A 26,941-nucleotide genomic window follows, 5' to 3' on the forward strand; every position below is an offset into this window, starting at 1 on the left:
TGGTTCCGGGTAAGACATCCCTTGTGGGGAGGGGCGACACGCGGGCGCGGACGTCTCACGTTCGCCATCGGCGTACAGCCGGTGCGGGTATCTGCCTGGCCTGCGGGAACATCGTCTCGCACCATCGGGTTGGAGCATTTGTCGGCGTTCGGGTCAGGAGGCCATCGACGGGTGTCGGCAGTTGGAATGAGCGGTCCCCGCTTGCGGGACTAAGCTGCGGAAGGACAGGGAGGGGACCGACCCCTTACTGCCTGACCGCTCTGAGGAGCGATTAACGATGTTCGAGAGGTTCACCGACCGCGCGCGGCGGGTTGTCGTCCTGGCTCAGGAAGAAGCCCGGATGCTCAACCACAACTACATCGGCACCGAGCACATCCTCCTGGGCCTGATCCACGAGGGTGAGGGTGTCGCCGCTAAGGCCCTGGAGAGCCTCGGGATTTCGCTCGAGGCGGTCCGCCAGCAGGTGGAGGAGATCATCGGCCAGGGCCAGCAGGCCCCGTCCGGTCACATCCCCTTCACGCCCCGTGCCAAGAAGGTCCTGGAGCTGTCGCTCCGCGAGGCCCTCCAGCTCGGCCACAACTACATCGGCACCGAGCACATCCTGCTCGGCCTGATCCGCGAGGGCGAGGGCGTCGCCGCCCAGGTCCTCGTGAAGCTGGGCGCCGATCTCAACCGGGTGCGGCAGCAGGTCATCCAGCTGCTCTCCGGTTACTCCGGGGGCAAGGAGGCGGCCACCGCCGGCGGTCCCGCCGAGGGCACGCCCTCGACCTCCCTGGTCCTCGACCAGTTCGGCCGCAACCTCACGCAGGCCGCCCGCGAATCCAAGCTCGACCCGGTCATCGGGCGCGAGAAGGAGATCGAGCGGGTCATGCAGGTGCTGTCCCGCCGGACCAAGAACAACCCGGTCCTCATCGGCGAGCCCGGCGTCGGCAAGACGGCGGTCGTCGAGGGCCTGGCGCAGGCCATCGTCAAGGGCGAGGTGCCCGAGACCCTCAAGGACAAGCACCTCTACACGCTGGACCTCGGCGCGCTCGTCGCCGGCTCCCGCTACCGCGGTGACTTCGAGGAGCGCCTGAAGAAGGTCCTCAAGGAGATCCGCACCCGCGGCGACATCATCCTGTTCATCGACGAGCTCCACACCCTGGTGGGTGCGGGCGCCGCCGAGGGCGCGATCGACGCCGCGAGCATCCTCAAGCCGATGCTGGCCCGCGGTGAGCTCCAGACCATCGGCGCCACCACGCTCGACGAGTACCGCAAGTACCTGGAGAAGGACGCCGCGCTGGAGCGCCGCTTCCAGCCCATCCAGGTCGCGGAGCCGTCGCTGCCGCACACCATCGAGATCCTCAAGGGTCTGCGCGACCGGTACGAGGCGCACCACCGCGTCTCCATCACGGACGAGGCACTCGTCCAGGCCGCCACCCTGGCCGACCGGTACATCTCGGACCGCTTCCTGCCGGACAAGGCGATCGACCTGATCGACGAGGCCGGTTCCCGGATGCGCATCCGCCGGATGACCGCGCCGCCGGACCTCCGCGAGTTCGACGAGAAGATCGCCTCCGTCCGCCGGGACAAGGAGTCCGCGATCGACGCGCAGGACTTCGAGAAGGCCGCGTCCCTCCGCGACAAGGAGAAGCAGCTCCTGGCCGCGAAGGCCAAGCGGGAGAAGGAGTGGAAGGCCGGCGACATGGACGTCGTCGCCGAGGTCGACGGCGAGCTGATCGCCGAGGTCCTCGCGACGGCCACCGGCATCCCGGTCTTCAAGCTGACGGAGGAGGAGTCCTCCCGTCTGCTCCGCATGGAGGACGAGCTCCACAAGCGCGTCATCGGCCAGAAGGACGCCATCAAGGCCCTGTCGCAGGCCATCCGCCGTACGCGGGCCGGCCTCAAGGACCCGAAGCGCCCCGGTGGCTCGTTCATCTTCGCCGGCCCGTCCGGTGTCGGTAAGACCGAGCTGTCCAAGACGCTCGCCGAGTTCCTCTTCGGCGACGAGGACGCGATGATCTCCCTCGACATGTCGGAGTTCAGCGAGAAGCACACCGTCTCGCGGCTCTTCGGCTCCCCGCCCGGATACGTCGGGTACGAGGAGGGCGGTCAGCTCACCGAGAAGGTGCGCCGCAAGCCGTTCTCCGTCGTCCTGTTCGACGAGGTCGAGAAGGCCCACCCCGACATCTTCAACTCCCTGCTCCAGATCCTGGAGGACGGTCGCCTGACCGACTCCCAGGGCCGGGTCGTGGACTTCAAGAACACGGTCATCATCATGACGACCAACCTCGGGACGCGGGACATCTCCAAGGGCTTCAACCTGGGCTTCGCCGCCCAGGGTGACGTCAAGACCGGGTACGACCGGATGAAGGCGAAGGTCAACGAGGAGCTGAAGCAGCACTTCCGCCCCGAGTTCCTGAACCGCGTCGACGACACCGTGGTCTTCCACCAGCTCAGCCAGGAAGACATCATCCAGATCGTCGACCTGATGATCGACAAGGTGGACGAGCGTCTGAAGGACCGCGACATGGGCCTCGAGCTCAGCGGTGACGCGAAGATCCTCCTGGCGAAGAAGGGCTACGACCCCGTGCTGGGCGCCCGTCCGCTGCGCCGGACGATCCAGCGCGAGATCGAGGACATCCTGTCGGAGAAGATCCTCTTCGGCGAGCTGCGCCCCGGTCACATCGTGGTCGTGGACACCGAGGGCGAGGGTGAGGAGAAGAAGTTCACCTTCCGCGGTGAGGAGAAGTCGGCGCTGCCGGACGCTCCGCCGATCGAGGCGGCCGGCGGACCGGGCCCGAACCTCTCCAAGGACGCGTGACACCGGACGTGTGACACCCGGGGCGTGACCCGTCGCGCCGAGCGGTGAGAGGGCTGCCCCCTCGGACTGGACCTCCAGTCCGAGGGGGCAGCCCCTTTTCGTGCCCGCAGGCCCTCCGGCCCGCGGCTCCGGCGGCCCCCCGGTGCCGGCGGCCTCCGGCCCCGGGCCCTCCGGGGGACTGGCGGTCAGCAGAGGGCGTGCGGCTTCCGCCAGGCGCACTCCAGGCCGGTCGTCGCCGGGTCGGCCTGCCGCCGTGCCCCCGCGTCGTCGGCGCGGGCGGCCCGGATCGTCCCCGCGGCCGTGTCGGAGGAGGCCAGCGTGACGACCACGGCGTCCTCGACGCTCTTCACCGACGACGCCAGGTGGTTGTTCAGCACGACGCTGTACACCAGACGGCGTCCGGCGGCGTCCGTGACGTACCCCGCGAGGGCCGAGGCGCCGGTCAGGGTGCCGGTCTTGGCGCGGGCGTTCAGCGCCGCCGGGGTGCCGCACATGCGGCCGCGCAGGGTCCCGCCGACGGCCCGGTCCTGCGCGCAGGCCACCGGCAGGGAGGCGTACCAGTCGGCGAACCACGGGGCGTCCTGCACGGCGAGGAGGAGCCGCGTCAGCTGGGCGGCGGGGAAGAGGTTCATCCGCGACAGACCGGAGCCGTCCACCTGGCGCAGCCGCCCGGTGTCGACGCCCTCCTTCCCCAGGTACGCGTCGATGGCGGCGAGGCCCGCCTCCCAGCTGCCGCTGCCGGAGACCTCGTACCCCATGGCCTTGGTGAGGGCCTCGGCGTGCATGTTGTTCGACAGCTTCATGAAGGGCAGCAGCAGCTCCCGCAGCGGCATCGACCGGTGCGCCGCCAGGGACCGGGCCGCGGCCGGGGTGGGCAGGCCCAGCCGGACGGGGCCGTCGACGCGTACGCCGTGGGCGGCGAGCGCGTCGGCGAAGACCGCCGTGGCGTACCCGGTCGGCTCGTCGACGGTGATCCACTCCTTGGTCGGGGAGGCCCCGACGGGGATCTCGCCGGTGATCACGAGGGTGTTCGTGCCGTGGGCGCGGGTGATGGCGAGCGTGTCGGGGCGGCCGGCGGCGACGGTCGTGGCGCGGTTGTCGACGCGCACGTAGTCGGTGCGCGGTGTCAGGGTGACCGCCGGGCGCCGTCCGGCGGTGGCCGCGGCGGCCGCCTCGACGATGAGGGTGCCGGAGTCGTAGTCCGTGTCCGGGGCGAGGGTCAGCGGGGAGATCTGCGCGGAGTAGTACGACGACTCGTCGTCCGCGGCCCACGAGCGGCCCAGCCGGTGGGTGTCGAAGCGGGTGTCGTCCGCGACGAGGCGCCCGGTGACGCGCCGGACGCCCGCGGCGGCGACCCGCGCGGCGAGCCGGTCGTAGTCGGCGGCGAGGGTGGTCGGGTCGCCGGTGCCGCGCAGGTACAGGTCGCCGTGGAGCGTCCCGCGGTGGCTGCGGCCGGTGGCCAGTACCTCCGTGGTGAACCGGTGGTCGGGGCCGAGGACCGCCATCGCCGCCGCGGAGGTGGGGATCTTGGTGGTGGAGGCCGGCATGAGGCGGTCCCCGCCGTCGCGCTGGTACAGCGTGGCGCCGGTGGCGGCGTCGGCGACGACGACGCCCGCGGCGGCCCCGTCGAGGCGGGGGTCGGTGAGGATCCGGTCGATGGCGCCCTTCAGCCCGGTGTCGGACGGCCCGGCGTCCGCCGGCTCTCCCGCCAGGCCCTGCACGGTCCAGGTGAGGAGCGCGGCCAGGCCGAGGGCGGTGCCCCGGGCGGCGAGGGACTTGCGCGTCTTCGTGGTGCGCGTCACGGGTCTCATGCGACCTGAGGATCCCGGAGCCACGGCCCCTCAGGAAGTAGGCGGAGCCGGTTCCCCGTGACGATGCGCACAGGGCAAACCGGACGTACTAGGGGGAATAGTGATCCGGCGGCCGAAGTGATCTTGCCATGCGGTCTCCCGGCGGGGGTCGCGGCGCGGAGCGGCGGGGGAGGGCGGGGTCGGTGTGGCCGCCGGGTGGGGTGGGGCGGGGGTCCGGCCTTGGACATGAGGGGTGTCTGACCCTTTTGTCCGCATTTTCCTGCGTCGGGTGCGACCCCGCCCTTCGCGTCAAGTGTGCGCGTCACACCGCGTCCGCTACGACCGGACGTCGTAGAACGGGCGTTTGGGACATGCCGGGAGAAGCCGGTACCAAGGATGACCGAAGGCCCGGTGCGCCGCTCGCACCGGGTCGGTCCTTGTCCCCGCCCCGGAGGTTCCCCTCGATGTCGCACGCCAAGCACCCCGCCCGTAACGCCGCCGTCGCCCTCGTCGCCGCCGGCATGGGAGCCACGATGGTGTTCGGTGCCGGTGCGTCGGCCGTCGCGGCCGAGGCGCGGGCCCCGTTCGCCCTGGACACCGCCACCGCCGTCGCGGCCCAGGCGTCCGCCCAGGCCCAGGCCGCCCACCAGGCCGCCGTCGCGAAGGCCGCGCAGGCCGCGAAGGCGCAGGCCGCCCAGGCGAAGGCCGCGGCCGCGAAGAAGGCCGCCGTCGCCAAGGCCGCGGCCGCCAAGAAGGCCGCGGCGAAGAAGGCCGCCGCCGCCAAGGCAGTCGACTGGGTCAAGCCGGTCAGCGGTTACAAGCTCACGGCCGGCTACGCGCAGGGCGGCGCCATGTGGACGAACAAGCACTCCGGCCAGGACTTCGCCGTCCCCGTCGGCACCCCCGTCAAGGCCACCCACTCGGGCGTGGTCGTGAAGGCCGGCCCCAACGGCGGCGGCGACGGTCCCGCGTACGGCAACGCCATCGTGATCAAGCACGCGAACGGCACCTACTCGCAGTACGCGCACCTGTCGAAGATCAAGGTGCACGTCGGTGCCAAGGTGAAGACCGGCCAGCAGATCGCCCGCTCCGGCAACACCGGCAACTCCTCCGGCCCGCACCTGCACTTCGAGATCCGTACGACCGCCGACTACGGCTCCTCCGTGAACCCGGCGAAGTTCCTGCGCGCCGAGGGCGTCGTCATCTGACGCACGCGGTCATCCGATCCACGCGGTCGTAGGTCCACGCGTCACGTGATCCGCGCGGTCACGTGATCCGCACGGTCACCTGACGGGAGGCGTCGCCTGACGGGCGGCGCCTCCCGGCGTCCGGCCGGGCGGCGGCTCAGGTCCCGTCCGGCGGGAACTGCATCATGGGGAAGCTCCCCGTGTTGGTGGGGGCGTGCTCCGGCAGCCACAGCACCGCGATGGCGCCCCCCGCGCCCGGGGCGGTGCCTTCCGGCGCCGCGTTGCGGAAGGTGAGCCGGGCGCCCAGGACCCGCGCCTGACCCGCCGCGATCGTCAGGCCCAGACCGTGACCGGCGCCCGCCCGGTCGCTCGCGCCGGTGCGGAAACGGCTCGGCCCCTCGCGCAGCAGCGCCTCCGGGAAGCCCGGCCCGTGGTCGCGCACCCGCACCACCCGCCCCTCGACGGTGACCTCCACCGGCGGCCTGCCGTATTTGGCGGCGTTGCTCAGCAGGTTCCCGAGGATGCGCTCCAGGCGGCGCGGGTCGGTGTTCACCCACGACTCGTGCACCACCCGCACCACGGCGTCCGGGTTCACCACCCGCACCCGCCGGCTGACGAACTCGCCGAGGGTGATCTCCTGGAGTTCGGCCCGCTCCGACGCGCTGTCCAGCCGGGCCACCTCCAGGACGTCCTCGACCAGCGTCCGCATCGCCCGCGCCCGGTCCCTGACCAGCTCCGTCGGGCGTCCGGGCGGCAGCAGCTCAGCCGCCGTCAGCAGCCCCGTCACGGGCGTGCGCAACTCGTGCGCGATGTCCGCGGTCACCCGGCGCTCCGCCTCGATCCGCTCGTGCAGGGCGTCCGTCAGGGCGTCCACCGCCCGCGCCAGCTCGTCCGTCTCGTCCCGGACGACCCCACCGATCGCGTCGCGCACCCGCACGTCCGTGTTCCCCTGGGCGACCTTCCCCGCCGCGGTCGCCGCCTTGCGCAGCCGGCGGGACAGCTGGCCGCCGATCAGCACACCGAGCGCCGAGCCGACGAACACCACGGAGACCGAGCCGACGACGAGCGCCTCGTCGAGCCGCTTCATGACGGTCGCGCTGCGGTCCGCGAACGGGGTGTGCAGCGACAGCACGTCGCCGTTGCCGAGTGGTACGGCCGCCCACACGTCGGGCGCGCCGCTCGCGTGCTCCTGCACGTACGTGCCGCGGTGCCTGCGGTCCACGAGCCGTTTCAGCTCGCGCGGCAGGTTGGGGTCGTTCAGCTTGGTGCCGAACCTCGGCTCCTTCGGCTTCGACGCCTCGTACACGCGCTGCGCGAACAGCAGCCGCTCCATCTGGACCTCGCGGGCGTTGTCGAGCATCGACACGCGGGCGGCGTTGTGGACGACCAGGCTCAGCGCGACCGTGATGAGGGCGCCCACGGCGGCGATCGCGATGGAGATCTTCCATCGGACACCGGTCCGCAGTGCGGGCTGCTTCATCGGACGTCGTCCTGTTCTGTGCGGGGAGGTGCGGAGCGGGGAGGTGCGGAGCGGAGCGGTACGGAAATGGAGCGGTCTGGAGCGGAGCGGTACGGAGTGGGACGGGGAGGAGCGGTACGGACCGGCGGACGCGTCCCCGGGCGGTGCGTCCGCGCGCCACGGGGGCGGCGGTACGCGGCGGAGCCGTGCCGTGCGGGCGCGGGGCCCGGCGCGGCGGGGCTACGCCCGGAGCTTGTACCCGAAGCCGCGGACCGTCTCGATCCGGTCCTGGCCGATCTTCGTGCGCAGCCGCTGCACATGGACGTCCACGACGCGGGTGTCGCCGCCCCAGCCGTAGTCCCAGACGCGTTCCAGCAGCTTGTCGCGCGACAGGACCGTGCCCGGCGCGGAGGAGAACTCCAGCAGCAGTCGCATCTCCGTGGGCGTCAGCGCGACCGGCGCGCCGCCCTTGCGGACCTCCATGCCCTCCGTGTCGACCTCCAGGTCGCCGAAGAGCAGCAGACCGCGCTCGCCCGGCCCGCCCCGGTCGCCGCCGTCGCCGGCGGCACCGCCGGCGTGGCCGAAGCGCCGCAGCACGGCCCGGATCCGGGCCACCAGCACCGCGCCGTCGAACGGCTTGGTGACGTAGTCGTCCGCGCCCGCCTCCAGGCCCAGCACCACGTCGATCGAGTCGGCGCGCGCCGACAGCATGATGACCGGCACCGTCGACTCGTCGCGGATGCGGCGGCACAGGCTGACGCCGTCCATCCCGGGGAGCATCACGTCCAGCAGCGCGATGTCCGGCCGCCGCGCGCGGAACGACTCCAGCCCGGACAGTCCGTCGGGCATCGCCGTCACGGCGAACCCGTCCCGCTCCAGGGCCAGCTGCGTGGCCTCCCGGATCACGTCGTCGTCCTCGACGAACAGCACACGCGTCTCCGCCATACCCCGTCCTCCCGCGCCCTCAGTCCTCACCCGGGCCGGTCGGCGCGGGACCGCTGATGTCCCCGCCCTCGACGGCCTTGCTGTACTCGTTGCGCACCACGTAGTGCTCCGTGAACCTGTCCGACGACCACCGGTAGGTGATCACCTCCTCGCCGGACGGATACGCGATCGGGTCGCCCTTCGCGTACACCTGCTTGGTCACGACGAGGTCGCCCCGGTCGATCGCCGAGTAGACGGCGGGCTCCTCCAGCGCGAACACGTTCTCGAACTTCTGCTCCCGCTTCCGGTACACATACGTTCCTACGCCGACGGCGTCGCCGCACGTCAGTACGTTGACGACGACGTCGGCCGCGGTGGTTCCGGTGAGGTTTCCGTACGAGGTGTCGACCGGGTACGCGTCCGGACCGCAGGGGCGCAGGTCCTTCTTCACCCGGTCGCTGACCTTCGGGTCGTTCTTCAGCAGCTCGACCGCGTCGACCCGCTCGAAGGGCGAGGAGGCCGAGGGGGAGGGGGCCGCGGCGCCCGAGGGTCCGCCCTGCTCCGTGGGGGCCGCGCCCTCGTCGCGGGTGCCGGTGCCCCCGGTGGAGCAGCCGGTGGCGAGGAGCCCGAGCAGACCGACGGCGGCGAGGCCGGCCATCGCCGCCGTCCCCGCCGCCCGTCCGCTCCCGGCCGCCGTCCCCTTGCCGGCCCCGGCCGCCGTCCCGGCTGCCGTGCCCGCTCCCGCCCCGGCCGCCGTTCCGGCTCCGCTCACGGCCCCGGCCGTCGCCGGGGCCGCCGCGCCGGGGGCGGCGGCCCGTGCCGTGCCGCCGTTCCCGCGTCTACCGCTCAGGCCGCGCACCGCTCCTGCTCCCGTCCCTGACCCCGCCCGTCGCCGCGCACCCCGCTCCGGGCGCGCCGGTCGAGGGCGCGGGCGTCGATGTCCCGGTTCTCCAGCTCCTGGCGGAGCCGGGCGAGCGCGCGGTGCAGTGTGCTCTTCACCGTACCGGTCGACATGCCGAGCGCGGCGGCGGTCTCCTCGGTGCTCATCTGCTCCCAGTGCCGCAGGACGACGACGCTGCGCTGCTTGGGCGCCAGCACCTTCAGCACGTCCATGAGCAGGGCCCGGTCCGCGTGCTGCTCGGTCGCGTCGTCGACGGACGCGTCGGGGAGCTGCTCGGTGGGCACCTCCTCCAGCTTGCGGGCGCGCCACCACTCGGTCCGCGTGTTGATCATGACGCGGCGCAGGTAGGCGTCGGCGAGGGACTTGTCGGCTATGCCGTCCCAGCGGCCGTACGTACGGGCCAGCGCGGTCTGCAGCAGGTCCTGGGCGTCGACCGGGTCGGGCACCAGTCGCCGGGCGCTGCGCAGCAGGGCGTCCTGCCGTGTGCGGACGTACTCCTCGAATTCGAGCACCTCGCCGTGCGACATCCCGAACCGCCTCCGTTTCCCCGTGAACAAGCCGTGGTCCGCAGCGCCGCCGGCCATTCCGGCCGGCTTCCCCGCGCTGACACCACGAGAAGTTACGGAGCGCTTGTCACGGCACTGTCCGATCCACCCTGCGGCGGGCGCACGGCTGTCCATCGGTTGTGTAACAGCGGTGGTGTGACAGCGGTGTGTGAGGACGGGGACGCACAGCGGTACGGCCACGGCGGCCCCGAGCGGCTACGGGCTCGGGGCGGCCGGGAGGGCAGGACGGGGCCGCCGGGAGGCGGCACGGGGGCCGCTGGGGCGGGGAGCGGGGCCCGGGGGCCCGGGCGGGGAGGACCCCCGGCCGGGCCGCGGGCCGTCAGGCCGACGGGAGGCGGTAGCGTCCGCCGTCGAGGGGCTCGACGAGGCCGTCCGCGACCAGGCCGTCCAGGGCGCGGGCCCGCTGCACGGGCTCATGCCAGACCGCGTCCAGCGCGGCCTGCGGGACGGGGCCGTGCGCCTCGCGCAGCACCGCGAGGAGCTTGCCGCGCACCTGCCGGTCGGTACCGGCGTACGTCTGGCCGCGGCGCGCCGGTCCCTCGTGGGCGGGCTTCCCGGCGAGCCGCCAGGCGCACTCGCGGGCGATCGGGCAGCGTCCGCAGTCCTCGTTGCGGGCCGTGCACACCAGGGCGCCGAGCTCCATCGAAGCCGCCGCCCAGCGGGCCGCGCGGGCCTCGTCGTCCGGGAGCAGGGCACGCGCGAGGCGGCGCTCGGCGGCGGTCGTGGCGTTCGGCGGGTACTGGACGCCCGTCACGGCGCGGGCGATGACGCGCCGGACGTTGGTGTCCAGGACGGCGTGGCGCTGCCCGTACGCGAACGAGGCGACCGCCGCCGCCGTGTACTCCCCGATGCCGGGCAGGGCGAGCAGCTGCGCGTGGTCGCTCGGCACGTCGCCGCCGTGCCGTTCCGTTATGGCGACGGCCGCGCCGTGCAGCCGCAGGGCCCGGCGCGGGTAGCCGAGGCGCCCCCAGGCGCGGACGGCCTCGCCGGGCGCCTCGGCCGCCAGGGCGGCCGGGCGGGGCCAGCGCGCCAGCCACTGCTCGTACACCGGCAGGACCCGGCTGACCGGGGTCTGCTGGAGCATGAACTCGCTGACCATCACCCCCCACGCGCCCGCTTCGGGGCGACGCCAGGGCAGGTCGCGGGCGTGCTGGTCGAACCACGCGAGGACGGGGGTGTGGAGTCGGTCCGGTGAGGGGGCGGGGGCCGCTTCGGGAGTCTCGATCGCAGTCATGGCACGACGATCCTGACACGTCCCGCCGTCGTTTCCCGCGTTACCCCGGACCACGGCCCGGACGCGGCGCCGCCGGACGCCCCGGGAGATCGCCGGGTGCCGGTGCGGCCCCGGACACCCCGAAGGCCCCGGGCGCCGCAGGGGACACGCCGGTGCGCCACAGGGGACCGGGACGGCCCGGACACCCGGCGCGCCTCGGCGAAGTCGGGGCGGCCGGTTTCGCCCGGCGCGCCTCGGCGAAGTCGGGGTGGTCGGCCCGCCCGGCGCGCCTCGGGACACCCGGCGCGCCTCGGCGAAGTCCGGGCGACCGCACATGCAGCGCGCCTCCGGACCCCCACGCACCCGGTACGCCTCAGGAGACGCGCCGGTGCGCAGCCTCGCGCCGTCCCCGTCGTCCGCGCTGCCGGGGCACCACCGGCCGGGCGTCACCGTGGGCGTCGCCGTGGAAGCCGCTGCCGGGTCCGCCGTGGAGGGCGCCGCCCGGCCCGCCGTGGGCGGTACCCGACCGCTCGGCGCCCGCCGTCACCGCGCCCGCCCGGGCGTCGGGGCCGGGGCCCGCGAGCCACCGCGCCGCCGACGAACCGCTCGTCCGCATCGTCCCCACCAGTCGCCCGGTCGGGCCGGTCAGCACCCGGACGAACAGGACCACGGCCAGCGCGCCCACGACGAGACCCGCCGCCACGTCGTGCGGGTAGTGCACGCCCACGAAGACCCGGGAGAACGCCATCAGCACGGCCAGTGGCGCCGTCAGCCACGCGATCCGGCGCCACGCCAGCGCGAGCGCCATCGCGGAGGCGCCGGCGATGGCGGAGTGGTTGCTCGGGAACGACCAGTCCCCGTACGGGGGACACTCGGCGATCGACGCGACGGCGCCCACCACCGCCCGGCACGGCCTCTCCTCGTCCACCAGCGACTTGAGGGTCTCGCTGACGACGTAGCCGAAGGCGGTGGCGACCGGGGCGAGCGCGGCGACCGCCACGGCCCGCGGGTCGGCGGGGCGCACCCGCCACCAGGCGACGACGAACAGCGCACCGAAGACCAGCAGTCCGGCGTCGGTGCCGATCTCGAAGAAGACCTGCACCCAGTGCGGGGTGTCCTGGGCGAAGTCGGTGACGGAGCGATAGAGGTCCTGACTCATGAGGAGCGACGGTACCCGGCCGCCGGAACCGCTCGTTCGGCGCCTTCCCTCCGGCGGATCGCCGCCGATCGCCGCCAACGACCCCAAGGATGTGTGATCATCGGCAGAATTTGGCGCAGGAGCGGCGGGTGGGGCGGGAGTTGGCGTCGATCTCTCGTACAGTTTTCGCGTGGGATCTCTGCGCAATCCGGTCGGGCCGCTTCCCTCCTCCATCTACTGGCGGCGGAGGGCGGTCCTCGCGGGCGTGGTCGCGCTGCTCGCGCTGCTCGTCGCCTGGTTCGTCAGCTCCGGTGACGGCGACGGCGGCAAGGGCGGCGACGGTGCCAACGGCGCTTCGCCCGCCCCGTCGATCACACCGGGGCCCTCACCGTCGGGCCCGGCCATCAGCGCCGCGCCGGGCGGCCGCGACGACACGGGCGGTTCCGGCGGCACGGGCGGAACCGGCGGTACGGCCGGTTCCGGTGGCGCGGCGGGCGCGGGCGGTCCCGGCGGTACGGCCTCCGGTGCGGGCGGTCCGGGCGGTACGGGTACCGGCGGCGCGGGTTCCGGTGGCGGCGCGGCCGCGGGCGGCGCCGGCGGCGGCCAGGGCGGTGCCACGGGCTCGGCCCAGCTGGTCCCCGCCGACTCCCCGCTGCCCCACTGCGTCCCGGGCTCGCTCCAGCTCACCCTCAGCAGCACCAAGGTGTCGTACGCCCCCGGCGAGGAGCCCCGCTTCCGGCTGACCGCGCGCAACACGACGGCGACCGGCTGCAAGACCGACCTGGGCCCGGCGACGGCCGTCCTGACCATCAGCGACGAGAAGGACGAGGAGGTCTGGTCGTCCGACGACTGCCTCCGGGGCGACGGCCGCGCCTACGTCTCCGTCCCCGCGGGCGGCACCGCCACGTACACCGTCGAGTGGGACCGCCGCCACAGCGCGCCCGGCTGCGGCACCCCCTCCACCCGGGTCGCGGGCCCCGGCACCTACCTCGCGGAGGCGACCGTGCCGGGCGTGAAGGGCGTGCTGCGCTCCTCCATCACGCTGGCGAAGGACTGACGGACGGCGACGGGCGGGTCGGACGCACCGCTCGACGGGCGGGTCAGACGTACCGCTCCAGGATCGACGACTCGGCCAGCCGCGACAGGCCCTCCCGCACGCTGCGGGCGCGCGCCTCGCCGACGCCGTCGACGGTCTGGAGGTCGTCGACGCTCGCGGCGAGCAGCTTCTGCAGTCCGCCGAAGTGCTCCACCAGCCGCTCGATGATCGCCCCGGGCAGGCGCGGCACCTTCGCGAGGAGCCGGTAGCCGCGCGGCGACACGGCCGAGTCGAGGGTCTCCGGCGACCCGCTGTAGCCGAGCGCGCGGGCCACGGTGGGCAGCTCCAGCAGCTCGGCGTGGGACAGCGCGTCCAGCTCGGTGAGCGCCTCCGCGACGGTACGCGACCGCTTCGCGGTCGGCTCGGGGACGTAGTCCCGCACGACGAGCTCCCGCTCGGGCTCGACGCCCGCGATCAGCTCGTCCAGCTGGAGGGCGAGGAGGCGGCCGTCGGTGCCGAGCTCGACCACGTACTCGGCGATCTCGGTGGCGATCCGGCGGACCATCTCCAGCCGCTGCGCCACGGCGGTCACGTCACGGACGGTCACCAGGTCCTCGATCTCCAGCGCGGAGAGCGTGCCGGCGACCTCGTCCAGGCGCAGCTTGTACCGCTCCAGCGTGGCGAGGGCCTGGTTGGCGCGCGACAGGATCGCCGCGGACTCCTCCAGGACGCGCCGCTCGCCGTCGACGTACAGGGCGATCAGCCGCATCGACTGCGACACGGAGATCACGGGGAACCCGCACTGCTTCGACACCCGGTCCGCGGTGCGGTGCCGGGTGCCGGTCTCCTCGGTGTGGATCGACGCGTCGGGCACCAGCTGGACGCCCGCGCGCAGGATCTTGGTGCTGTCCTTGTCGAGGATGAGCGCGCCGTCGAGCTTGCACAGCTCGCGCAGGCGGGTCGCGGTGAACTCCACGTCCAGCACGAAGCCGCCGGTGCACATCGACTCGACGGTCTTGTCCATGCCGAGGACGATCAGACCGCCCGTGTTGCCGCGGAGGATGCGCTCCAGACCGTCCCTCAACGCCGTGCCGGGGGCGACCGCGCTGAGCGACGCGCGCATGAGCGCTTCGTTGCCGGAGCCTCCGCCCGACTTTCCGGGTGTCCCCCGGTCGTTGGCTGCCACTGCACTCCTCCGGCTCGTACGGGTGGGCGAGACCAGGCCAAAGTCTAGCGACCCCCACCGGGCCGAGGGCTGCGGCCGTGCATCCGCCCGGGACGGAGGGCCCCCCGGACCCCGGGCCCCACCACCCTCGATGATGCCCTGCGTCCCGTCGCGGTGACCCACCCGCGTCCCGTCGCGGTGACCCGCCCGCGTCCCGTCGCGGTGACCCGCCCGCGACGAGCGGAGCGCCGCCCCCGCCTCGCTCGCCCCCGCCGGCCGGCCTCCGCCGGCCGCGCCCGCCGGTCGGCCCCGAGCCCCCGCGGCCCGCGCCCCGGCTCCGCCGGGTAGCGCCCGCGCCCCCGCCGCCCGGCCTCAGCCGGCCTCGGTCGCGCCCGGGGCCGGGGCCGGGGCGGTGGCGCGGCGGCGGCGGGGCAGGACGCTCAGCGCCTCACCCATGTCCGCCACCTCCACCACCCGCATCCCCGCGGGCACCTTCCCCGGGTCGGACGGGACGAGGGCGTGCGTGAAGCCGAGCCGGTGGGCCTCGGCGAGCCGTCGCTGCACGCCCGTCACCCGCCGCACCTCTCCGGCGAGGCCGACCTCGCCGATCGCCACGAGGTTCTTCGGCAGCGGCGTGTCGCTGGCCGCCGACGCCAGCGCCAGCGCGATGGCGAGGTCCGCGGCGGGCTCGGACAGTCGCACGCCGCCGACCGTCGCGCTGTAGATGTCCCGCTTGCCCAGCGCGCTGATCCGCCCCCGCTGCTCCAGCACCGCCAGCATCATCGACACCCGGGAGGTCTCCAGACCGGACGTCGTCCGCCGGGGCGAGGGGATCTGGGAGTCGACCGTCAGCGCCTGCACCTCGGCGACGAGCGGACGCCGCCCCTCCAGCGTCACCGTCAGGCACGTGCCGGGCACGGGCTCGGCGCGGCGCGTGAGAAACAGCCCGCTGGGGTCGGCGAGACCCGTGATGCCCTCGTCGTGCAGCTCGAAGCAGCCCACCTCGTCCGTCGCCCCGTAGCGGTTCTTCACGCCCCGCACCAGCCGCAGCCGTGCGTGCCGGTCGCCCTCGAACTGCAGCACCACGTCCACGAGGTGCTCCAGCAGCCGGGGCCCCGCGATGGCGCCGTCCTTCGTGACGTGCCCGACCAGCAGGGTCGCCATGCCCCGCTCCTTGGACGCCCGGATCAGCGCCCCGGCGACCTCCCGCACCTGCGCCATGCCGCCCGGCGCCCCGTCGATCTCCGGCGACGCCACCGTCTGCACCGAGTCCAGCACCAACAGGGACGGCTTCACCGCGTCCAGGTGTCCCAGCACCGCCGACAGGTCCGTCTCGGCGGCCAGGTACAGGTGGTCGTGGACGGCCCCGATCCGGTCGGCCCGCAGCCGCACCTGGCTCGCCGACTCCTCACCCGTCACGTAGAGGGTCGGGTGCTCGGCGCTCGCTGCCTTCGCGGCCACGTCCAGCAACAGCGTCGACTTGCCGACGCCGGGCTCGCCCGCGAGCAGCACCACCGCGCCCGGCACCAGCCCCCCGCCGAGCACCCGGTCCAGCTCGTCGACCCCGGTCCCGCGCGCCTCGGCCTGCCGGCCGTCGACCTGCCCGATGGGCAGCGCGGCCGTCGACACCCGCCCGGCCGCCGTCGTGCGCACGGCGGGCGCGCCGTACTCCTCCACCGTCCCCCACGCCTGGCACTCGGGGCAGCGGCCGAGCCATTTGGCCGTCGTCCATCCGCACTCGGTGCAGCGGTAGGACGGCCGGTCCTTGGTGGATTTCGTACGGGCAGCCATGCGCCACACCGTAGCGGCCGCCACTGACAAGCCCGCCCGCACCGGCGTCGTGCAGGACGGCCGCGTTAGGGGGGTCACGCGCCATTGGCAAATCCCACTGTCCCCTTTCGAGGGATACGTTCACCCGTAAGGCTTAAAAGAGCCGGAGGGGCACGGAGAGTGTGCCTGGGGCCGCCTACGGTCGCCGGGTGATGAGCAGCAGGCTGGAGCCCCCCACGTACACCACCGGCGCACACCGGGTGGAGCGCCGTGCGCCCCGGAGCCGTCCCGGGACGCTCACCCAGCGCCCGCCCGCGCGGTACGAGCCGTACGTCGACGGTCTGTTCACCTACTGCCTGTCCGTCCTGTGCGACCACGACACGGCGACGTCCGTGCTCGGCGAGGTGCTGGCCGTCGCCGAGCGCCAGCACGGGCGCGGGCCCGCGGAGGAGCCGCGCCGCCGCGCCTGGCTGTACGCCCTCGCCCGCTGGGCCTGCCTGCGCGAGCTCGGCGAGCAGCGGCGCGGGCGCCAGGGCGCCCACTCCGGTCGGCGGCCCGGCGCGGAGGAGGCGCCGCGCGTGTCCGAGGAGACCGCCGAGCGGCGCCGCCGCGAGCTGGCCACGCTCGCCTGGCCCGAGGCCGCCGGGACCTCGCCGGAGCAACGGGAGGCGCTGGAGCTCGCGGTACGCCACCGGCTGGGCGCACCGGAGGTGGCCGCCGTGCTCGGCATGGCCCCGCAGGCCGCCCGCGAGCTGCTGTCCGCCGCGGCCTGCGAGGTCGAGCGGACCCGCGCCGCGCTCGCCGTGGTCGAGACGGGCACGTGCTCGGCGGTGGCCCGGCTCACCGGCGACCACCAGGTGCTGCTGTCGGCGGCCCTCCGCCGCGAGCTGGTGCGGCACGTCGACGACTGCCCGCTGTGCCGCCGCGCCGCCGAGCGGGCCGAGGCCGCGGGCCCGTGGCCCGGCTCCACGGTCACGCCCGCGACGCTCCCCCTCGTACCGGCGCCGCGCGCTGCGGCGTGCGCGGCGATGCTGCACGTCCGGCGCACCCGCTCCGCCGGCCCCCGCTTCGGGCGGGACGGTTTCCCCCTCGACCCCAAGGACCACGCGGCACGCCGCGACCGGATGCGCGCCCGCGCGGTGACCACCACGGTCGTCGCCACCGTCATCGCGGCGCCCGTCCTCGCCCTGTGGGCCGCCTACCGCGGGGACATGCCGATCGGTGACGGACGCGACGACCCGGCGGTCACCGCCGCCGACGGGGCCGGTGCCCAGCCCGCGGGCAACCGCCACTACGAGAACACCGGCAACGCCCGCACCGGCGCCGCGGACCCCCGCTTCCGTACCCCGAGCCAGGCGCCGGACGTCTCCGTGGAGGTCATCAGCCCCGGTACGGCCGCGTCCCCGTCGGCCCGGGGCGGGCACGGCCCCGGCCGCGTCACGGTCGCCGCGCAGCCGTACGGCGACACGACGATGCTCACCCTCACCGCGTCCGGCGGCGGCCCCGTCGCGTGGTCCCTGTGGAGCGACGCGCCCTGGCTGTACGCCAGCCGTACCTCGGGCACGCTGGAGCCGGGCCGCTCGGAGCGGGTGTTCGTCTCCGTCGACCGCGCCCGCGAACCGCAGGGGCCCTGGAGCGCGCGCGTCGGCGTCAACCCCTCGGGCGCCGTCGTCGGCATCGACGGGCACGGGCCGAAACGCCCGCCGTCCCACACCGCGAAACCGCGCCCCCCGGCGCCGCCGGCGTCCCGGCCGACGCAGCCGTCCACGCCGCCCGGCGGCCCGCCCCCGTCGACGACCGAGCCGCCGGCGACACAGCCGCCCCCGTCGACGCAGCCGCCCCCGTCGACGCAGCCGCCCCCGTCCTCGGACCCGCCGCCCGCGTCGGAGCCCCCGCCCCCGGCCTCCGACGACCCGGACGCCCCCTCCCCGGGCGGGGAGCCCACCGGCTAGGCCGGAGCCGGAGCCGGAGCCGGAGCCGAACCGCTCCTCACGCCCGCGGCACCGGGTACGGCAGGTCCACGGGCCCCGGGCCCGCCGGGTTCGTGCCCGGCACCGGGGTCCGCGCCGGCACGGGGTCCGCCGGGTGCGGCGCCACCAGCGGCAGCGCGGACGCCAGCCGCGCCTCGCACAGCTCCACCAGCACGTCGTACGCCGCCTTGCCCATCAGCTCCGTCAACTCCGGCCGGTACGTCACGTACACCGGATCGCCCGCGCCGTGCGCCGACGTGGCCGACGTGCACCACCAGTGCAGGTCGTGTCCGCCCGGGCCCCAGCCCCGGCGGTCGTACTCGCCGATCGAGACCTGGAGCACCTTCGTGTCGTCCGGGCGCTCGATCCAGTCGTACGTGCGCCGCACCGGCAGCTGCCAGCACACGTCCGGCTTCGTCTCCAGCGGCTCGCGTCCCTCCCGCAGCGCCAGGATGTGCAGCGCGCACCCGGTGCCGCCCGGGAAACCGGGGCGGTTCTGGAAGACGCACGAGCCCTTCCAGCGCCGCGTCTGTCGCTCGCCGTCCTCGTCGAGCTGCACCCAGCCCGACTGCGTGCCCACGTCGTGGAACTGCCACAGCTCCGGCGTCAGCCGCCCCACGTGCTCCGCGACCCGCCGCTCGTCGTCCTCGTCCGAGAAGTGGGCGCCCAGCGTGCAGCACCCGTCGTCGGCCCGGCCCTCCCGGATGCCCTGGCAGCCGCTGCCGAAGACGCACGTCCAGCGCGACGTCAGCCACGTCAGGTCGCAGCGGAACACCTGGTCCTCGTCCGCCGGGTCGGGGAACTCCACCCACGCGCGCGGGAAGTCCAGGCCCTTCTCGTCCTCGTACGGGACGTCCGCCGCGGCGGCCCCGCGGGCGTCTCGCTTCTTGCCGGGTCCGGTTTCGCCCCGCTTGACCTTCTTCGTCTTTGGCACCCCTCCAGCGTAGGCGCAGGGCGGGACGGGGGAGCAGTAGCGTTCGGGCATGAGACTCGGAGTCCTCGACGTCGGTTCGAACACGGTGCACCTGCTGGTGATGGACGCCCACCCGGGCGCCCGGCCGCGCCCCGCGCACTCGCACAAGGTCGAGCTGCGCCTCGCCGAACTGCTCGACCCGGACGGTGCGATCGGCGCCCGCGGCATCGACCGGCTCGTCGCGGTCGTCGGGGACGCCGTGCACACCGCCGAGGAGAAGGGGTGCGAGGCGGTCCTCCCCTTCGCGACCTCCGCTATCCGCGACGCGTCCAACGCCGACGCCGTCCTCGCGCGCGTGCACGAGGAGACCGGCGTCACGCTCCAGGTCCTCACCGGCGAGGAGGAGGCGCGGCTCACCTTCCTCGCCGCCCGCCGCTGGTTCGGCTGGTCCGCCGGCACGCTGCTGCTCCTCGACATCGGCGGCGGCTCGCTGGAGATCGCGTACGGGATGGACGAGGAGCCCGACGCGGCGGTCTCGCTCCCGCTCGGCGCCGGGCGGCTCACCGCCGGCTGGCTGCCCGGCGACCCGCCGGACCCGGCCGACGTGAAGGCGCTGCGCCGGCACGTGCGGGCGCGGATAGCCCGGACGGTCGGCGAGTTCGCCCGCCTCGGCAGGCCGGACCACGTCGTCGCCACGTCCAAGACGTTCAAGCAGCTCGCCCGGATCGCCGGTGCCGCGGGTTCCGGTGAGGGGCTGCAGGTGCAGCGGGTGCTGAGCCGTACGTCACTGGAGACGTGGGTGCCGAAGCTCGCCTCCATGACCACCGAGCAGCGCCGCGGCCTGCCCGGCGTCTCCGAGGGCCGGGCCGCCCAGCTGCTGGCGGGGGCGCTGGTGGCGGAGGCCGCGATGGACCTGTTCGGGGTCGACGAACTGGAGATCTGCCCCTGGGCGCTGCGCGAGGGCGTCATCCTGCGCCGCCTCGACCACCTCCCCGGGTGACGGGAGGGGACCGTACGCTGTCCTTCGTGGGAGATCTGGCAGACGTGGCGCAGCAGGCGGAGCGGGCGGTGGTGTACCCGCCCCCGGCGAAGGTGGCCCTGTCGACGGCGTCGGTCTACCCGGAGTCGACGGCCACGGCCTTCGAGGTGGCCGCCCGCCTCGGGTACGACGGCGTCGAGGTCATGGTGTGGACGGACCCCGTCAGCCAGGACCTCCAGGCGCTGCGCCGGCTCTCCGACTACCACCAGGTGCCCGTCCTCGCCGTGCACGCCCCCTGCCTGCTGATCACCCAGCGGGTCTGGTCGACCGACCCGTGGGTCAAGCTCCAGCGCGCCAGGGCGGCGGCGGAGGAGCTCGGCGCGTCGACGGTCGTCGTCCACCCGCCCTTCCGCTGGCAGCGGCAGTACTCCCGCGACTTCGTCGAGGGGATCTGGCGGATGGCGAACGAGACGGACGTCCGCTTCGCCGTCGAGAACATGTACCCCTGGCGCTACCGCGACCGCGAGATGCTCGCCTACGCGCCCGAGTGGGACGTCACGAAGGACGACTACCGCCACTACACCGTCGACCTCTCCCACACCGCGACCGCCCGCACCGACGCGATGGCGATGGTCTCCCGCATGGGCGACCGGCTCGGGCACGTCCACCTCGCCGACGGGCGGGGCTCCGCGAAGGACGAGCACCTCGTGCCGGGGCGCGGTACGCAGCCGTGCGCCGAGCTGCTGGAGCACCTGGCCCGCACCCGCTTCGACGGGCACGTCGTGATCGAGGTCAACACCCGGCGCGCGATGTCCGCCGCCGAACGCGAGGCCGACCTCGCCGAGGCGCTGGCCTTCACCCGGCTGCACCTGGCGTCGGCGGCCCGCCTCCCCTGACCGGCGCACCGCGACCCCGTCGGTCCTGCCCGCTCTCCTCGCTGCGGGCCCCGAGGCCGGTGGGTGGGGGCGGGGCCGCGGCGGGTCACCTCCTCGGGGTCGGCGGCCTCGGGTACCGCGGAAGTGGACCCGCTGTCGCCGCCGACCCCTGCGGGGGCAACCCACCACGGCCCCGCCCGGGGTCCGGGACGGGCCGGCGGTGCCGGGGCGGAAGTGACCGACAGGCGACCCTCGCGTCCCGGTATGCGGACGGGCTGTCCAGATCTTGGAGTGGCGGCGTACGCTCGAAGGAGCCAGATCTCATCGACGAGGAGCGAGCGACGATGCCCGAACTGAGGTCCCGCACAGTCACCCACGGCCGCAACATGGCGGGCGCCCGCGCCCTGATGCGCGCCTCCGGTGTACCGGGCGAGGACATCGGCCGCAAGCCCATCGTCGCGGTCGCCAACTCCTTCACGGAGTTCGTCCCCGGCCACACCCACCTCCAGCCCGTCGGCCGGATCGTCAGCGACGCGATCAAGGCGGCCGGGGCGATCCCGCGCGAGTTCAACACCATCGCCGTCGACGACGGCATCGCGATGGGCCACGGCGGCATGCTGTACTCGCTGCCCTCCCGCGACCTGATCGCCGACTCCGTCGAGTACATGGTCGAGGCGCACTGCGCCGACGCGCTGATCTGCATCTCCAACTGCGACAAGATCACCCCGGGCATGCTGATGGCGGCCCTGCGCCTGAACATCCCCACGGTCTTCGTCTCCGGCGGCCCCATGGAGTCGGGCCGGGCCACGCTGGTCGACGGCACGGTCCGCACGCTCGACCTGGTCGACGCGATCTCCGACGCCGTGAACGACCGGATCTCGGACGAGGACATCCTCCGCATCGAGGAGAACGCCTGCCCGACCTGCGGCTCGTGTTCCGGTATGTTCACCGCCAACTCGATGAACTGCCTGACCGAGGCGATCGGCCTGTCCCTCCCCGGCAACGGCTCGGTCCTCGCCACGCACACGGCCCGCCGCGCCCTGTACGAGAACGCGGGCCGCACGGTCGTCGAGCTGACGAAGCGCTACTACGAGCAGGACGACGCCTCCGTCCTGCCGCGCAACGTCGCCACCTTCGCCGCCTTCGAGAACGCGATGGCGCTGGACATCGCCATGGGCGGCTCCACCAACACGATCCTGCACCTGCTGGCCGCCGCCGAGGAGGCGGGCGTCCCCTTCGGGCTGGAGGAGATCGACGCCGTCTCGCGCCGCGTGCCGTGCCTGGCGAAGGTCGCGCCGAACGTCGCCAAGGACCGCACGTACTACATGGAGGACGTGCACCGCGCGGGTGGCATCCCCGCCCTGCTGGGCGAGCTGCACCGGGCCGGCCTGCTGAACGAGGACGTCCACTCCGTCCACAGCCCCTCCCTCGCGGACTGGCTCAAGACGTGGGACGTCCGCGGCGGCTCCCCGTCCGCCGAGGCGGTCGAGATGTGGCACGCGGCGCCCGGCTGCCGCCGCTCGGCGGAGGCGTTCTCCCAGTCGGAGCGGTGGGAGACCCTGGACGACGACGCGGAGAACGGCTGCATCCGCTCCGCGGAGCACGCCTACTCCCAGGACGGCGGCCTCGCGGTCCTGCGGGGCAACCTCGCGGTGGACGGCTGCGTCGTGAAGACGGCCGGCGTCGACGAGTCGATCTGGACCTTCGAGGGCCCGGCGGTCGTCTGCGAGTCGCAGGAGGAGGCCGTCGAGAAGATCCTCAACAAGCGCGTCCGCGACGGCGACGTCGTCGTCATCCGCTACGAGGGCCCCAAGGGCGGTCCCGGGATGCAGGAGATGCTGTACCCGACGTCGTTCCTCAAGGGCCGCGGCCTCGGCAAGACGTGCGCGCTGATCACCGACGGCCGGTTCTCCGGCGGTACGTCCGGCCTGTCCATCGGCCACGCCTCACCCGAGGCGGCGTCCGGCGGCACGATCGCCCTCGTCGAGGACGGCGACCGCATCCGCATCGACATCCCGAGCCGCGCGATCGAGCTCCTGGTCGACGACGCGACCCTCGCCGTCCGCCGCGAGGCGCTGGGCGGGGTGTACGCGCCGAGGGACCGCACCCGCAAGGTGTCCGCGGCGCTGCGCGCGTACGCGGCGATGGCCACCAGCGCCGACCGCGGCGCGGTCCGGGACGTGAACAAGCTCGGCTGACGCGGCTCCCCGCGCCGCCCGGCCCCGGCCGCCGTCCCGCCCCTTCCGGCGGGCGGCGGCCGCAGTGTTTCCCGGGGTGGCGAGGCGGGACGGTCGCTCCCGGGGTGGCGAGGCGGGACGGTCGCTCCCGGGGTGGCTCCGGGTCGGGGCGGCCGGGGCGGGTGGCTCCCGGGTCGGGGCGGGTCCGCCCGGGGCCGTTCGGGTGGGCACGCTTCCCGCGGGCGTGGGGCGTCGGGCGCGTGGCTTGCGCGTATCCGGCGGGGCGGGCGCGTGGCTTGCGCGTATCCGGCGCGGCGGGCGTGCCGGTGCGAGGCGGGCGGCCGGGAGCGGGGCGAGCGGTGTGGGGCCGTGGCGTGTGCGTCCGCCGGTGGACGTCTCCGGCCGGACGGGACGCGGGCGTACCGGGGCGGCGGGGGCGCGGGGCGCTCACCACCCGGCCGGGTCGACCGCGAACACCACCCCGTCCGGAGCCCCCGCGAACACCTTCCCGTCGACCACCACCGGCGCGGGCAGTAAGGGCACGAACGTCCGCCCCCCACCCGCCATCCGCGGCGCGGTCTGCCCCACCAGCACGCCCCGTGCGGCGTCCACGGCCAGCAGCCGTCCGTCCCCGGCCATCAGCAGGACGCGTCCGTCCGCCACGACCGGCCGCGACACCCGGGCCGCTTCCGTCCCCAGCCGCCACCGCTCGCGCCCGGCGGCCAGGTCGACCGCCGTGAGGGACCCGCCCGAGCCGACGACGTACACGGTGTCGCCCTCCGCCACGGCCTGCGCCTGGTCGACGGGGCCGCCGAGGGCCACCCGCGTCACCACCCGCCGCGCCGCCCGGCCGTCGGAGCCGGTACCCGCACCCGTCCTGGCACCGGAACCGGCGTCCGTGGACGCGGCGACGGTCAGGCGTACCACCGCGTCGGTGTACAGATCCGCGTCGGCGGAGAGCAGCACCAGCCCCCGGCCCGTCGCCTGTACGGGCGTCAGCGAACCCCGCACCCGCTCCCGCCACAGCACACGGCCGTCGGCGGGGTCGACGGCGGTGACGAGCGTGGTCGCCCCGTCGGCCGCGACCTCCGCGGCGAACAGCGGCCCGTCCGGACCGCCCACCCACTGCGCCCCGCGCGCCGCCGGACGCCCCGTCCACCGCTCGGCGCCCGTCCCGGCGTCCAGCGCCCGCACCTGCCCGTCGGGGTGGACGGCCAGCACCGTGTCGCCACCAGGTACGACCTGGGCGTACGTGCCGAGCGCGGCCTGCCACCGGCCGGCGCCGGTCGCGGGGTCCAGCGCCTCCAGCCGGGCACCGGCCTCCGCGCCCGTACCCACCACGAGCACCAGCCCGCCGACGGACACCACGGCGGCGCCCTGCCCGGGCGCGGCGGCACCGGCGGCGGGCACCGACCAGGCGCGCGCCCCGTCGGCCACGGCCAGTCGGGCGGCCTTCACCCCGGGCGCGGCGCAATACAGCGCATCCCGCGCGGCGGCGCACACCGGCGGCCGCGCGCCCCCGCCCGCCGTACCCAGCGGTACCGCCCAGGGCCGGAAACCCGCCGCGACGACGGCGGGCCCGCCGTCACGCGTGCCGCCCCGCTCGCCGAAGCCCGGCACGGCGAGGACCGCACCGGCGACGGCCGCCGCGAGCGCCACCGCGGCGGCGCCCCACACCAGACGGCGCCGCCCCCACGGCACGGTGTCCCCGCGCGCGCCCTCCCGGCCGCTGGAGGCCGCGCCCCGGCGGTCCGCCTCCGCACGGGCCGCCCGGCCGGCCTCCTCCGCCACGGCCGCGTCGTCCACCGGCCCGCGCTGCGCCGGCACCCGCGCATCCCGTCCCGCCGGGGAGCCCCCGCCGCCCGCCACGGACCCGCCCCGGCCGACCTCCGGCCCCGACCCCGATCGCGACCCCGGCGCTCCACCGGACCCGGCCCCGGCCCCGTCGCCACCGGTCACGGGCGCGCCGCCGCCCGGTACCCGCAGCGCGCCCATCACCTCCTCCGGCGTGGGCCGTTCGGCGGGGTCCTTCGCCAGGCAGCGCACCAGCAGCGGAGCCAACTCGCGCGGCACGCCCGCCAGATCCGGTTCGTTGTGCACGACCTGGTACGCCACCACGTACGGGCTGTTCGAGTCGAAGGGCCCCCGCCCGGTCGCCGCGTGCACCAGCACCGCGCCCATCGCGAAGACGTCCGCCGCCGGCCCGACGTCCCGGGGCCGCTGGAACTGCTCCGGTGCCATGAACGGCGGCGTGCCGATGAGCTTCCCCGTCTCGGTGCGCACGTCGCTGTCGGTGGGCCGCGAGATCCCGAAGTCGATGACCTTCGGCCCGTCCGCCGCGAGGAGCACGTTGCTCGGCTTCAGATCGCGGTGGACGACCCCCGCCCGGTGGATGTCGCGCAGGGCCTCCGCCAGGCCCGCCCCGAGCCTGCGCAGCTCCTCCGCGTCCAACGGCCCGTTCCGCTTGACCCGCTCCGAGAGCGTCGGTCCGTCGATGTACAAGGTGGCCATCCACGGCCGCGCCGCCTGCGGATCGGCGTCCACCACGGGCGCCGTGAAGGCGCCGCTCACCCGCCGCGCGGCACTGACCTCCTGCCGGAACCGCGCCCTGAACTCGGGATCCGCCGCGTGTTCACGGTGCACGACCTTCACCGCGAGGCGCAGCCCGGAGTCCGAGGCCGCCAGCCGGACGACCCCCATGCCCCCGGACCCCAGCCACTCCCCGAGCCGGTACCTGCCGGCGTACTCCGGATGCTCCGCTTCCGGTACGGGACCGGAGCTGCGCAGCGGCGGCATCATCCACCCCCGTGTGTGCTCGCTCGGACGCGCGGCGCGCGACCGGCGCACGACCGGCGCACGGCGCGACGCACGGAGCCTAGTCGATGATGCGTGCGGTGGCGGTGGGGCTTGTTAGCCTCCCGTCCACAGTCACGCCCCGCGTCCCGCGGGCGTCTGCCAGGGGGGATTTCGGCATGGAGAACCACTCCGTCAAGCGCTATCCGGTGGCACCGGGGGTCCGGCTCAACGTCCGCAGCGGACCGGGCACGCAGTACGGCATCGTGAAGATGCTGCCCGAGGGCGTCAGTGTCCCGATCAACTGCCAGACGCCGGGCACCCGCGTCACCGGCCCGTACGGCACCTCCGGCATCTGGGACAACATCGGCAACGGCCAGTACGTCGCCGACGCCTACGTGCGGACCGGCAGCGACGGCTACGTCGCCGTCCGCTGCGGCTGAGCACCCCACCCGCCGCCGCGGCCGACCATCCGCCCCCGGCAGCGAACCCCCGCCCGCCGCGGCCGGGCCCCCGCCCGCCGGCGGTCACGCCCGGCGGCCGCGGCGGCGAGCCCGCCCGCGGGGCGAGCCCCCGCCCACCGGGCCGCGCCGACCGGGCCGGAGGCGCCCGGCGCGCGCGGGGGATAATCGCCCCGTGAGCGACGACCCCACCGACACCCCGAGCACACCCGGCGGCCCGCGGCCCGAGCCCCTCCGCTTCTTCGGCACGACCTGGGTCGACCACGACGGCGGGTACGGGCCGCGGCGCGCCGGCCTCGCCGTCGGCGCCCTCGCCGCGGCCGTCGCGGGCGCCTTCCTCCTCCGCTTCGCCTACGAGGGGCTGGCCATCGCGCGCGTGGGCGGCCTCGCGAACGGCCTGGTCGTCGCCATGTTCGCCGTCTGCACCGCCATCGCCTTCCAGCGCACCTGGGCGGGCTTCACCCGGCGCCCCGCCGACCCGGCCCGCGAGGAGGCCTTGCGCAGCCTCAAGGCGATCGGCTTCGTCGGCACCCTCGTCGCGTACGGCCTGCGCTGCCTCGTCGAGGCACCCGGCGAGAGGCTCCTGCGCGGCGAGTACGAGACGGCCCGCGCCCGGTACGAGAAGCGCCGCGGCACCCGGGCCGGCAACCCGGCGGCCCGCGCCCGCACCAAGCGCCGCCGCCCCTGACACCCCCGTCCCGGCCGAGCGCTCCGCCGCCCGTCACCCCCCGCCCCACCCGTACCGCCCTTCGGACGGCCACGCCGCCACCCCCCGCGCCGGTGCGAGGATGACGTCAGGCACGTACCCCACGGCGAGGTGA

20 protein-coding genes are annotated in these 26,941 nt (G+C 74.9%); 9 read left to right on the forward strand and 11 right to left on the reverse strand.

Annotated features, from left to right (window positions below):
- Window positions 1-277 precede the first annotated feature (277 nt).
- Window positions 278-2,803 (forward strand): ATP-dependent Clp protease ATP-binding subunit, encoded by a 2,526-nt coding sequence (locus tag NRO40_RS16915; RefSeq protein WP_058942848.1) that lies wholly within the window; start codon window positions 278-280, stop codon window positions 2,801-2,803.
- A 185-nt stretch (window positions 2,804-2,988) separates the two neighbouring features.
- Here the strand turns inward: NRO40_RS16915 and dacB are convergent, their stop codons facing one another.
- Window positions 2,989-4,605, reverse strand: a complete 1,617-nt coding sequence (dacB, locus tag NRO40_RS16920; RefSeq protein WP_232791110.1) for a D-alanyl-D-alanine carboxypeptidase/D-alanyl-D-alanine endopeptidase — start codon at window positions 4,603-4,605, stop codon at window positions 2,989-2,991.
- 452 nt (window positions 4,606-5,057) lie between these two features.
- Between dacB and NRO40_RS16925 the strand changes: the two genes are divergently transcribed.
- Entirely contained in the window at window positions 5,058-5,801 is a 744-nt protein-coding gene (locus NRO40_RS16925; protein ID WP_058942850.1) for a M23 family metallopeptidase, read from the forward strand.
- A gap of 136 nt (window positions 5,802-5,937) precedes the next feature.
- Here NRO40_RS16925 and cseC read toward each other — a convergent pair whose 3' ends face one another.
- The 6 genes from cseC to NRO40_RS16955 all read right to left on the reverse strand — a co-directional run bounded on the left by cseC (window position 5,938) and on the right by NRO40_RS16955 (window position 12,002).
- On the reverse strand, window positions 5,938-7,260 hold the full coding sequence (gene cseC, locus NRO40_RS16930) for a two-component system sensor histidine kinase CseC (protein ID WP_257375440.1): 1,323 nt from the start codon (window positions 7,258-7,260) through the stop codon (window positions 5,938-5,940).
- A gap of 219 nt (window positions 7,261-7,479) precedes the next feature.
- On the reverse strand, window positions 7,480-8,184 hold the full coding sequence (cseB, locus tag NRO40_RS16935) for a two-component system response regulator CseB (protein ID WP_058942851.1): 705 nt from the start codon (window positions 8,182-8,184) through the stop codon (window positions 7,480-7,482).
- Between the two features lie 19 nt (window positions 8,185-8,203).
- Window positions 8,204-8,935 carry a hypothetical protein gene (locus NRO40_RS16940; protein ID WP_058942868.1) on the reverse strand — a complete coding sequence of 244 codons (732 nt, stop codon included), beginning with the start codon at window positions 8,933-8,935 and terminating at the stop codon, window positions 8,204-8,206.
- Between the two features lie 74 nt (window positions 8,936-9,009).
- Window positions 9,010-9,591, reverse strand: a complete 582-nt coding sequence (locus NRO40_RS16945) for a SigE family RNA polymerase sigma factor (RefSeq protein ID WP_058942852.1) — start codon at window positions 9,589-9,591, stop codon at window positions 9,010-9,012.
- Window positions 9,592-9,949: 358 nt separating this feature from the next.
- Window positions 9,950-10,864 (reverse strand): HhH-GPD family protein, encoded by a 915-nt coding sequence (locus NRO40_RS16950; RefSeq protein ID WP_058942853.1) that lies wholly within the window; start codon window positions 10,862-10,864, stop codon window positions 9,950-9,952.
- 352 nt (window positions 10,865-11,216) lie between these two features.
- Window positions 11,217-12,002 (reverse strand): phosphatase PAP2 family protein, encoded by a 786-nt coding sequence (locus NRO40_RS16955; RefSeq protein ID WP_079047156.1) that lies wholly within the window; start codon window positions 12,000-12,002, stop codon window positions 11,217-11,219.
- Window positions 12,003-12,171: 169 nt separating this feature from the next.
- Here NRO40_RS16955 and NRO40_RS16960 point away from each other — a divergent pair, with 169 nt between their 5' ends.
- A complete protein-coding gene (locus tag NRO40_RS16960; RefSeq protein ID WP_079047157.1) occupies window positions 12,172-13,038 on the forward strand; it encodes a hypothetical protein in 867 nt (288 codons plus the stop codon).
- A 43-nt stretch (window positions 13,039-13,081) separates the two neighbouring features.
- On the opposite strand, the gene disA is transcribed toward NRO40_RS16960, so the two are convergent.
- Together disA and radA are read right to left on the reverse strand one after the other, a co-directional pair.
- Window positions 13,082-14,203, reverse strand: a complete 1,122-nt coding sequence (disA, locus tag NRO40_RS16965; RefSeq protein ID WP_058942855.1) for a DNA integrity scanning diadenylate cyclase DisA — start codon at window positions 14,201-14,203, stop codon at window positions 13,082-13,084.
- Window positions 14,204-14,554: 351 nt separating this feature from the next.
- Window positions 14,555-15,973 (reverse strand): DNA repair protein RadA, encoded by a 1,419-nt coding sequence (gene radA / locus NRO40_RS16970; RefSeq protein ID WP_058942856.1) that lies wholly within the window; start codon window positions 15,971-15,973, stop codon window positions 14,555-14,557.
- A gap of 191 nt (window positions 15,974-16,164) precedes the next feature.
- Between radA and NRO40_RS16975 the strand changes: the two genes are divergently transcribed.
- Window positions 16,165-17,904, forward strand: coding sequence for a BACON domain-containing protein (locus NRO40_RS16975; RefSeq protein ID WP_058942857.1), 1,740 nt, complete (start codon window positions 16,165-16,167; stop codon window positions 17,902-17,904).
- A gap of 37 nt (window positions 17,905-17,941) precedes the next feature.
- On the opposite strand, the gene NRO40_RS16980 is transcribed toward NRO40_RS16975, so the two are convergent.
- Complete coding sequence (locus tag NRO40_RS16980) at window positions 17,942-18,856, reverse strand: hypothetical protein (protein WP_058942858.1); 915 nt, start codon at window positions 18,854-18,856, stop codon at window positions 17,942-17,944.
- Between the two features lie 49 nt (window positions 18,857-18,905).
- On the opposite strand from NRO40_RS16980, the gene NRO40_RS16985 reads away from it, so the two are divergent.
- The 3 genes from NRO40_RS16985 to ilvD all read left to right on the forward strand — a co-directional run bounded on the left by NRO40_RS16985 (window position 18,906) and on the right by ilvD (window position 22,887).
- On the forward strand, window positions 18,906-19,835 hold the full coding sequence (locus NRO40_RS16985) for a Ppx/GppA phosphatase family protein (RefSeq protein WP_058942859.1): 930 nt from the start codon (window positions 18,906-18,908) through the stop codon (window positions 19,833-19,835).
- Between the two features lie 68 nt (window positions 19,836-19,903).
- Window positions 19,904-20,710: a sugar phosphate isomerase/epimerase family protein gene (locus tag NRO40_RS16990; RefSeq protein WP_058942869.1), complete on the forward strand. Its 807-nt coding sequence runs from the start codon at window positions 19,904-19,906 to the stop codon at window positions 20,708-20,710.
- Window positions 20,711-21,033: 323 nt separating this feature from the next.
- Window positions 21,034-22,887, forward strand: coding sequence for a dihydroxy-acid dehydratase (ilvD, locus tag NRO40_RS16995; RefSeq protein WP_058942860.1), 1,854 nt, complete (start codon window positions 21,034-21,036; stop codon window positions 22,885-22,887).
- A gap of 426 nt (window positions 22,888-23,313) precedes the next feature.
- On the opposite strand, the gene NRO40_RS17000 is transcribed toward ilvD, so the two are convergent.
- Window positions 23,314-25,662, reverse strand: a complete 2,349-nt coding sequence (locus tag NRO40_RS17000) for a serine/threonine-protein kinase (protein ID WP_058942870.1) — start codon at window positions 25,660-25,662, stop codon at window positions 23,314-23,316.
- Window positions 25,663-25,838: 176 nt separating this feature from the next.
- Here NRO40_RS17000 and NRO40_RS17005 point away from each other — a divergent pair, with 176 nt between their 5' ends.
- Window positions 25,839-26,102 (forward strand): peptidase, encoded by a 264-nt coding sequence (locus NRO40_RS17005; RefSeq protein ID WP_058942861.1) that lies wholly within the window; start codon window positions 25,839-25,841, stop codon window positions 26,100-26,102.
- A gap of 193 nt (window positions 26,103-26,295) precedes the next feature.
- Window positions 26,296-26,808 (forward strand): hypothetical protein, encoded by a 513-nt coding sequence (locus NRO40_RS17010; protein WP_058942862.1) that lies wholly within the window; start codon window positions 26,296-26,298, stop codon window positions 26,806-26,808.
- Window positions 26,809-26,941: the final 133 nt, after the last annotated feature.

The sequence above is a fragment of the Streptomyces changanensis genome (assembly GCF_024600715.1).
GTDB classification, from domain to species: Bacteria; Actinomycetota; Actinomycetes; order Streptomycetales; family Streptomycetaceae; genus Streptomyces; species Streptomyces changanensis.

Excerpts from the sequence above, each read along its gene's own strand:
- NRO40_RS16985 (WP_058942859.1), top strand. The coding sequence starts at position 18,906 with ATGAGACTCGGAGTCCTCGACGTCGGTTCGAACACGGTGCACCTGCTG.
- NRO40_RS16915 (WP_058942848.1), top strand. The coding sequence starts at position 278 with ATGTTCGAGAGGTTCACCGACCGCGCGCGGCGGGTTGTCGTCCTGGCT.
- NRO40_RS16950 (WP_058942853.1), bottom strand. The coding sequence starts at position 10,864 with ATGACTGCGATCGAGACTCCCGAAGCGGCCCCCGCCCCCTCACCGGAC.
- NRO40_RS16925 (WP_058942850.1), top strand. The coding sequence starts at position 5,058 with ATGTCGCACGCCAAGCACCCCGCCCGTAACGCCGCCGTCGCCCTCGTC.
- cseC (WP_257375440.1), bottom strand. The coding sequence starts at position 7,260 with ATGAAGCAGCCCGCACTGCGGACCGGTGTCCGATGGAAGATCTCCATC.
- ilvD (WP_058942860.1), top strand. The coding sequence starts at position 21,034 with ATGCCCGAACTGAGGTCCCGCACAGTCACCCACGGCCGCAACATGGCG.
- radA (WP_058942856.1), bottom strand. The coding sequence starts at position 15,973 with ATGGCTGCCCGTACGAAATCCACCAAGGACCGGCCGTCCTACCGCTGC.
- NRO40_RS16945 (WP_058942852.1), bottom strand. The coding sequence starts at position 9,591 with ATGTCGCACGGCGAGGTGCTCGAATTCGAGGAGTACGTCCGCACACGG.
- NRO40_RS17000 (WP_058942870.1), bottom strand. The coding sequence starts at position 25,662 with ATGCCGCCGCTGCGCAGCTCCGGTCCCGTACCGGAAGCGGAGCATCCG.
- cseB (WP_058942851.1), bottom strand. The coding sequence starts at position 8,184 with ATGGCGGAGACGCGTGTGCTGTTCGTCGAGGACGACGACGTGATCCGG.
- NRO40_RS16955 (WP_079047156.1), bottom strand. The coding sequence starts at position 12,002 with ATGAGTCAGGACCTCTATCGCTCCGTCACCGACTTCGCCCAGGACACC.
- NRO40_RS16975 (WP_058942857.1), top strand. The coding sequence starts at position 16,165 with ATGAGCAGCAGGCTGGAGCCCCCCACGTACACCACCGGCGCACACCGG.
- NRO40_RS17005 (WP_058942861.1), top strand. The coding sequence starts at position 25,839 with ATGGAGAACCACTCCGTCAAGCGCTATCCGGTGGCACCGGGGGTCCGG.